Below are 6,000 nucleotides of genomic sequence, written 5' to 3' on the forward strand. Positions count from 1 at the left end.
TCCATTTAGCTGTTAAGCGTCTGATCGAGATCTCTAACTTAGATTTATAGATAGGATGATATGGATAACTTTGAAGTAGAAATTACCGAAGAAGGAAAAATTGTTGATTTCCTAGATGGCTCTCACTTAGCTCCTGGTCCCGAGGAATTTGTCAGACAGAAGTATCTGAGGATTTTGCATTTTGAGTACCAGTACCCCAAAAATGTTCTAGCCAAAGAGGTCCCAATTTATTATGGAAGCTCTGAGCTAAAAGACAGAGAAGGCAAACCTGTACGTGCGGACATTGTCATTTACAGAAACCCAAAAGCGAAGAAAGATAGAAACCAAGGTGCTATAGCAATGTTGGTAGAGTGTAAAGCTCCTAGCATTGAAACTGGATACAACCAACTGGTTTCATATATCTATAATACAAGTGCTGAAGGTGGTGTTTGGTATAACGGAGATGCACCTCAATATTTTAGGCGGCTATCCAATCCCAACAATGATCTAATCGATTGGACTGGCATTCCGCGACCTAATGAAGCATGGGACGCTTTGGGTCAAAGAAAAAAGGAAGACTTAAAGCGACCTAAAGATATAAAAGGGTTGTTAAGGCAGTGCCACAACAAGCTCCACGGCAGGGGTGTCGATGGAGATGAAGATGATTTGACCATGGATATGGTTAGAATTATTTTGGCTAAAGCGATGGATGAAGAAAAGGCTGATGAATTCTGCGAATTTTATTGTACCCCAGAAGAGTATCGGTCAACAGAAGGGCAGCTGTTAGTCGCTGAAAGGATTCACTCTTTATTTAGGGAAGTGGTGTCGGAAAACCGAGATGTATTTTCTGACCATGAGAAAATTTCAGTAGGGCCTCGGTCAGTCTGTGATGTAGTGATAGAACTTCAGCGCTATAGACTATTAAGCGATCTTAATGAATCAAATGATTGGGATATAATGGGGCATGCCTATGAGCAATATACTGCCACCTATCTTAAGAAAAAGCGTGGCCAATTCTTTACTAACCGACTTGTAGTTGATTTTTTATCGCAAGCCTTAGACCCAGGCTATCAAGATATAATTCTTGACCCTGCCGGCGGGTCAGGTGGTTTTCTTACCGGAGCTATGCGCCATGTCCGCAAAAAAATACTTTCTTCGGCAGGAACGAGTATATCTAAGCAACGGCAGCTAGATAAGCATAGAACTAATCTCTTCATGGTAGAGATCAGTAAAAGGCTTGTTAAAATTGCAAAGACTGCGATGATTTTAAATGGAGACGGTCATACCGGGATGACCCAAGGTGATTCGCTAGGGCCTATTAATACTTTGAACGAACGAGTGGTTGCTAGATGCGGCCTTGGCGCTCCTAAAATTATCCTAACAAATCCACCGTTTGCTGGCGTAGGCGAGGGGCGTATAACAGATCCAGCGGTGTTAGATAACTTCTCAAGTGGCATTCGATGGTCCACAAGAGGCGGAGAATTCATCTCCACCGGCGAGAGAAATTCTGAAGGTGTCCCGCCAGAAATGTTGTTTTTTGAACGGTGCTTAAAATGGATTGCTCCAGGAGGCAGAATAGGCATAGTAATGCCAAAGAGTTTCCTGGATACAAGAACATACTATCCGGTAAGAAGATTGCTTTTGGATGAATACAAACTAATTGCGGTTGTTAACTGCCATAAAGATACATTCCAGCCCCATACTGGGGTTAGAACTTGCCTAGTAATTGTTGAGCGACCAGCTTCTTCTGATGATCTGCCAAGTGATTACCCGATATTCTTAGCGATTTCGAAGAAAATTGGCCAAGATAGTGAAGGGTTCCCGCTATTTAAGAGGGATAAGAACAATAACCTAACTGATGAAATAGATCACGATTTAGATGAGATGCTGTCCGACTTCCACGATTTTAAAAATGGAAGTTTGATGCCGTCGGAGTACAGGTTTTCGATAAATCGATCTGAAGTGGATGAGCTGCTACGAATAAACCCACAAGTTTATCTGCCTAATTTGAACGAATCCATTAAAAATATTGAGTCTATCGACGGCGTGGATGGATGGTCTGTAACAACGATCGGTCAACTACATAGCAGTATTAAAATATTTAAAGGTCCACGACTTAAAAGCGAAAACCTGATAGTTGAGGAATTAGTAGATGGTGTAGAGCCGTATTACACTCCATCTGCTGTTCTACAAGAAAAATCAGATAGTGCGAAACTTTTGAATATAAATTTTGCGTCGGCTAGTCAGCTGGCTACAATTAACGCAGTCAGGGTATATAGAGGTGATATTGTTGTTACACGCTCGGGAACCATTGGGAGAGTGGCATTCATTACGCAGAGATTGGATGGTGCAATTGTATCCGATGATTTAATTAGAATTCGGATTTCGGATGAGAAGATTCGGCTATATGTGTATCAGTTTCTTCAAACTGAAAGTGCCCTGAATCAAATGCTCATCAATGAATATGGTGCGGTTCAGCAACATTTAGAACCCAATCATATTGCCAATATCCTTATTCCTATTCCCGAAAATATATCAGAGCTGGAAAATGTGATTTCCTTGACCGCAGAACAAATAAGGCTAAAGGAACAGCTTGAAATAGGAAATACAAACCTACACTCTGAAAGTAATGCCCTACTGTCGAAGTTGATGCAATTGGGATCTGAGGAAAACGCTTAACAATTGGCTGTTGTCGGACGTGCCTGCGCTACGCTCCGGCACGCCGCAAAGCCAGGCGTTATGCATACAAGTGGATTTAGACATCTATGATACTTCAACTTCTATCAAGGATTCCGGGCTTACGACAGCAAGCCGTAGTGCATGTGACGGAGAGAGAGTTGAGGGCAAAGAATACCAATACCGGCGCGACAGCGACGCTTCCCCGCCGAGAGAATCACCCCAGAAGCCTTATCAGTGACTTCGCACTAGTGGAGCAGGAGGTTATCGACGTTCTTGGCAAAATATTCCGGCACAAGTGGATTCGGTCTGATTTGCTGATCTGCTTGATTGGAAAGGATGATGGGGGCTATACGAGTATAGAGAAGCGTGCGTTTCGGGAGGTGGGTTTAGGAGCTGGCGCTAAGCAGGTTTTCTTAGCGGAAAAGGAAATTTCACCTCACTTAGCCACAGATCTATTCAAAGGAAAGTTGCACGGGAATATATCTGATGCATAACCAAGCCATGAAATACGCTCCCTGCGGTCGCCGGACCTCGTTCCACTCGGCCGTTTATGGCGGGCGTTAGTTGCCAGACAAGGTCATGAGATTGTGGCAGAAAAAATATACTTCGATCATATCAACGAAAAAACTGATAGCTACTTTCTTGAGTATTCTCCACCTGTTGGTTCAGTCCCCTTTGCCTCCCTCACCGTGACATATGTTTTTGACGTTGCAGGTGAGAAGGTGGCCACAGACTTGGAGGATCTAGCCGGGAAGTGGATCGCTCGGTATCCAGTACCTGTCATGGCTAGTGCATTTGATAGGCGCGGCGATCTTATTGATCTTGAAAAAGTCCGTCCTTGTAGTCATCTCATCGCTTTCATGGATGAAGAAAAGCTGCGCTATCGGTGGGAGCTTCTTGAAGATGAAGAGTTTCCAGAGGAACTGCAGGATCCAGGGTATTTGATAGAAATATACTCAGATCTGAACTACAGAACTCAGAGCGAAGTCAGTGCCCAAGCACGAGAAAACCTAAAGCCAATACGAACAGCGAAAAGATTGCTGATTGTCTGGTCAGTCGTCGTGCCTGCCGCTATTGCGCTACTTGAGTTTTTTAGCCCTGTGTGGCTATCGGTAATTGCTCTGGCTTATAGTTTTTGGAAAGCCTACCAGCAGTGGTTGAAGATGACGGGGCGAAAAGAAAAATCAGATAGGGAGATCGAAAGGGAAAAAGACTCTCGTTTGAAAGAGCATCACCACTATCACTGTAAGTTGAATCCAGATGGTTTTTTGAGGCTTAAAGTCGAGAATTTCCAAAAAATGGAAGAAGATCAAATACAGAAGAAATATGACTCAATCTCCACCAGCAACTAACCAGTGCAGGTTGTCGGACAGGTACTCCGTTGCACTCCGCACCTGCCGCAACTGCAGGCGTTATGGCCAAGAGGAAGGGTGGAGATGTCTGGAGCGATAGCCCCAATAACGCCCTGGGTTCCGGTTCTCGGCATGATAGCCAGTGGAATTCTCGGATTTGCTGCGGCGTTTATCCCGACATGGTGGGCTCGGAAAGAGGAGCGTAACCAAAGCTATCAAGCCCGGCACCGTGAACGCATGGAGCGAGCGTATCGGCTAGCATTAGCCGTGCGAAATGATTATGGCAGTATGTTCAGTCAAGTTTTGAGGCATGTTCATACAGGCTCGAAATTTGAATTTTCTGATAACCGGGAAATAGCTCCACTGCTCGAGTTGGAAATGTTGGTTACATTATACCTCGATGAGCTCTCCGACTCGTGGGCTTCGCTGAAGGTATCAACCGAACAGTTCGGTAAAGAGCTTGCGAGGGTGGTTTCGGGTGAACTGGATGCTAATAAGTTAACCGAAAAACAGAAGGTATGTGATGAGTTTGTGCGACTCCACGGTGATGTGCAGAGAGCTATTCAAGAACTTCAGCGAGATATTTCAAAGAATGTTGTGCCATAACCAGTCGCTCGAGTACGCTCCGGCCCTGGCCGGGCCTGCGCCGGACGGGCTTTCCGCTTCGCTCCAAGCCCGCCGCTCAGCTCTGCGTTATATCTCTTGAGGTAGATCTGTGCTAACCGATGAACAGAAAAAATATCGAGACCGCGCTAACCGTGCACGACGAGAACTCTTCAAAGAAAAGGAGAAATTCGGCGCGATTTCGGATGGTTCAGGGAAACGCTATCGGGTGTGTGTTTACTTTGTGCTTAGCGGTGCTCCAGAAAAAGCAGTCGAATTTTTGGACTGGTTCGAGATGGAGTTCCCGGATGACGTCGGTGAGCCCGCGTTTCTCTTATATGCTGCTTTGGCCTACTACCGGGTGGGTTCTCTGGGGAAAGCGCGGAGATACCTGCTGGAAACGATGTTAAGCAACATTTACCTACTCCCCTATCTGTTTTCGCGGCCCATGCGCAAGCAAGACATGTGGCACTCATCTAACTGGGTGCAGCCAGACTACATCGAGGAAATTGAAGAACTTCTGGAAGGGCCAACGAGTCAGGAGCGGGAGTGGTTTCAAGAGCAGTTCGACGATGAACTCTTCACGAGCGTTCGAAACAAGTACATAGAAACATTTCACGCATTACAGCATGCAAAAGAGCTGGATTCCCGTCGTCGTATTCTTGGGGAGTGGCGTGATTATGTTTCTTCTTGTCGTGCAAACGAGATATAACCAGTGGCAGCACGGTGACCGCTTTTCCGCCGCGCTGCGGCTCCAAGCCGGCACGTGTGCCAAGCGTTAGCTGGGCAAGGCTTGACGCTTTGATGTCGTAACGCTATAATGTTTTGATGTCACAATATTTGGAGAATGCCATGAGCGAGACATCGAAGCGTTCTACGGTTTATTTTGACCCTCAGTTACATGCGGCGCTACGGCTGAAGGCTGCGCATACGCATCGTTCCTTATCAGATATCGTCAACGATGCTGTTCGTGCGGCATTGGCTGAGGATCAGGAAGATTTGGCGGCGTTCGAGGAACGGGTTTCTGAGCCAACCATGAGCTATGAGTCTTTGCTGGACGATTTGAAGGCTCATGGCAAACTATAAGCTTGTATTCAAGAAATCTGTCTCTAAAGACCTTCGCCCAATCCCAAACAAAGATGTTGCTCGCATTCTTCAGCGCATGGAGGGGCTGCAGGAGAATCCCTGCCCCGTCGGCAGTGAAAAGCTTTCAGGGCAAGAGCGCTACCGAATCCGACAGGGTGTCTACCGAATCATATATGAAGTGGAAGATGAGCTTCTTGTGGTAACGGTTGTAAAGGTTGGTCATCGAAAGCATGTCTACAAGCGCAGCTAACCATGCCATGCAATTGATGCTTGTAGTTCCCGGACTTTAGTGGACACCTTC

General features: G+C 46.0%; 6 protein-coding genes. All 6 read left to right on the top strand.

Going from position 1 to position 6,000, the window contains the following annotated elements; genetic code table 11:
• The first annotated feature begins 60 nt into the window (after window positions 1–60).
• The 6 genes from VCB98_RS06955 (at window position 61) to VCB98_RS06980 (ending at window position 5,949) form a co-directional block, all read left to right on the top strand.
• The gene (locus tag VCB98_RS06955) at window positions 61–2,658 is read left to right on the top strand and encodes an N-6 DNA methylase (protein ID WP_346051182.1); all 2,598 of its coding nucleotides are present in this window, start codon (window positions 61–63) and stop codon (window positions 2,656–2,658) included.
• A gap of 587 nt (window positions 2,659–3,245) precedes the next feature.
• Window positions 3,246–4,010, top strand: coding sequence for a hypothetical protein (locus VCB98_RS06960; RefSeq protein ID WP_346051183.1), 765 nt, complete (start codon window positions 3,246–3,248; stop codon window positions 4,008–4,010).
• Window positions 4,011–4,094: 84 nt separating this feature from the next.
• Window positions 4,095–4,616, top strand: coding sequence for a hypothetical protein (locus VCB98_RS06965; protein ID WP_346051184.1), 522 nt, complete (start codon window positions 4,095–4,097; stop codon window positions 4,614–4,616).
• Between the two features lie 109 nt (window positions 4,617–4,725).
• On the top strand, window positions 4,726–5,325 hold the full coding sequence (locus VCB98_RS06970; RefSeq protein ID WP_346051185.1) for a hypothetical protein: 600 nt from the start codon (window positions 4,726–4,728) through the stop codon (window positions 5,323–5,325).
• 140 nt (window positions 5,326–5,465) lie between these two features.
• Window positions 5,466–5,699: an RH3 domain-containing protein gene (locus VCB98_RS06975; RefSeq protein WP_346051186.1), complete on the top strand. Its 234-nt coding sequence runs from the start codon at window positions 5,466–5,468 to the stop codon at window positions 5,697–5,699.
• Entirely contained in the window at window positions 5,686–5,949 is a 264-nt protein-coding gene (locus tag VCB98_RS06980) for a type II toxin-antitoxin system RelE family toxin (RefSeq protein ID WP_346051187.1), read from the top strand. The genes VCB98_RS06975 and VCB98_RS06980 overlap by 14 nt, the downstream gene beginning before the upstream one ends.
• The last annotated feature ends 51 nt before the right edge of the window (window positions 5,950–6,000 follow it).

This window comes from Natronospira elongata (assembly GCF_034931365.1).
Taxonomy (GTDB): Bacteria; Pseudomonadota; Gammaproteobacteria; order Natronospirales; family Natronospiraceae; genus Natronospira; species Natronospira elongata.

Coding starts and splice junctions, on each gene's coding strand:
- VCB98_RS06980 (WP_346051187.1), top strand. CDS start 5,686: ATGGCAAACTATAAGCTTGTATTCAAGAAATCTGTCTCTAAAGACCTT.
- VCB98_RS06965 (WP_346051184.1), top strand. CDS start 4,095: ATGTCTGGAGCGATAGCCCCAATAACGCCCTGGGTTCCGGTTCTCGGC.
- VCB98_RS06955 (WP_346051182.1), top strand. CDS start 61: ATGGATAACTTTGAAGTAGAAATTACCGAAGAAGGAAAAATTGTTGAT.
- VCB98_RS06975 (WP_346051186.1), top strand. CDS start 5,466: ATGAGCGAGACATCGAAGCGTTCTACGGTTTATTTTGACCCTCAGTTA.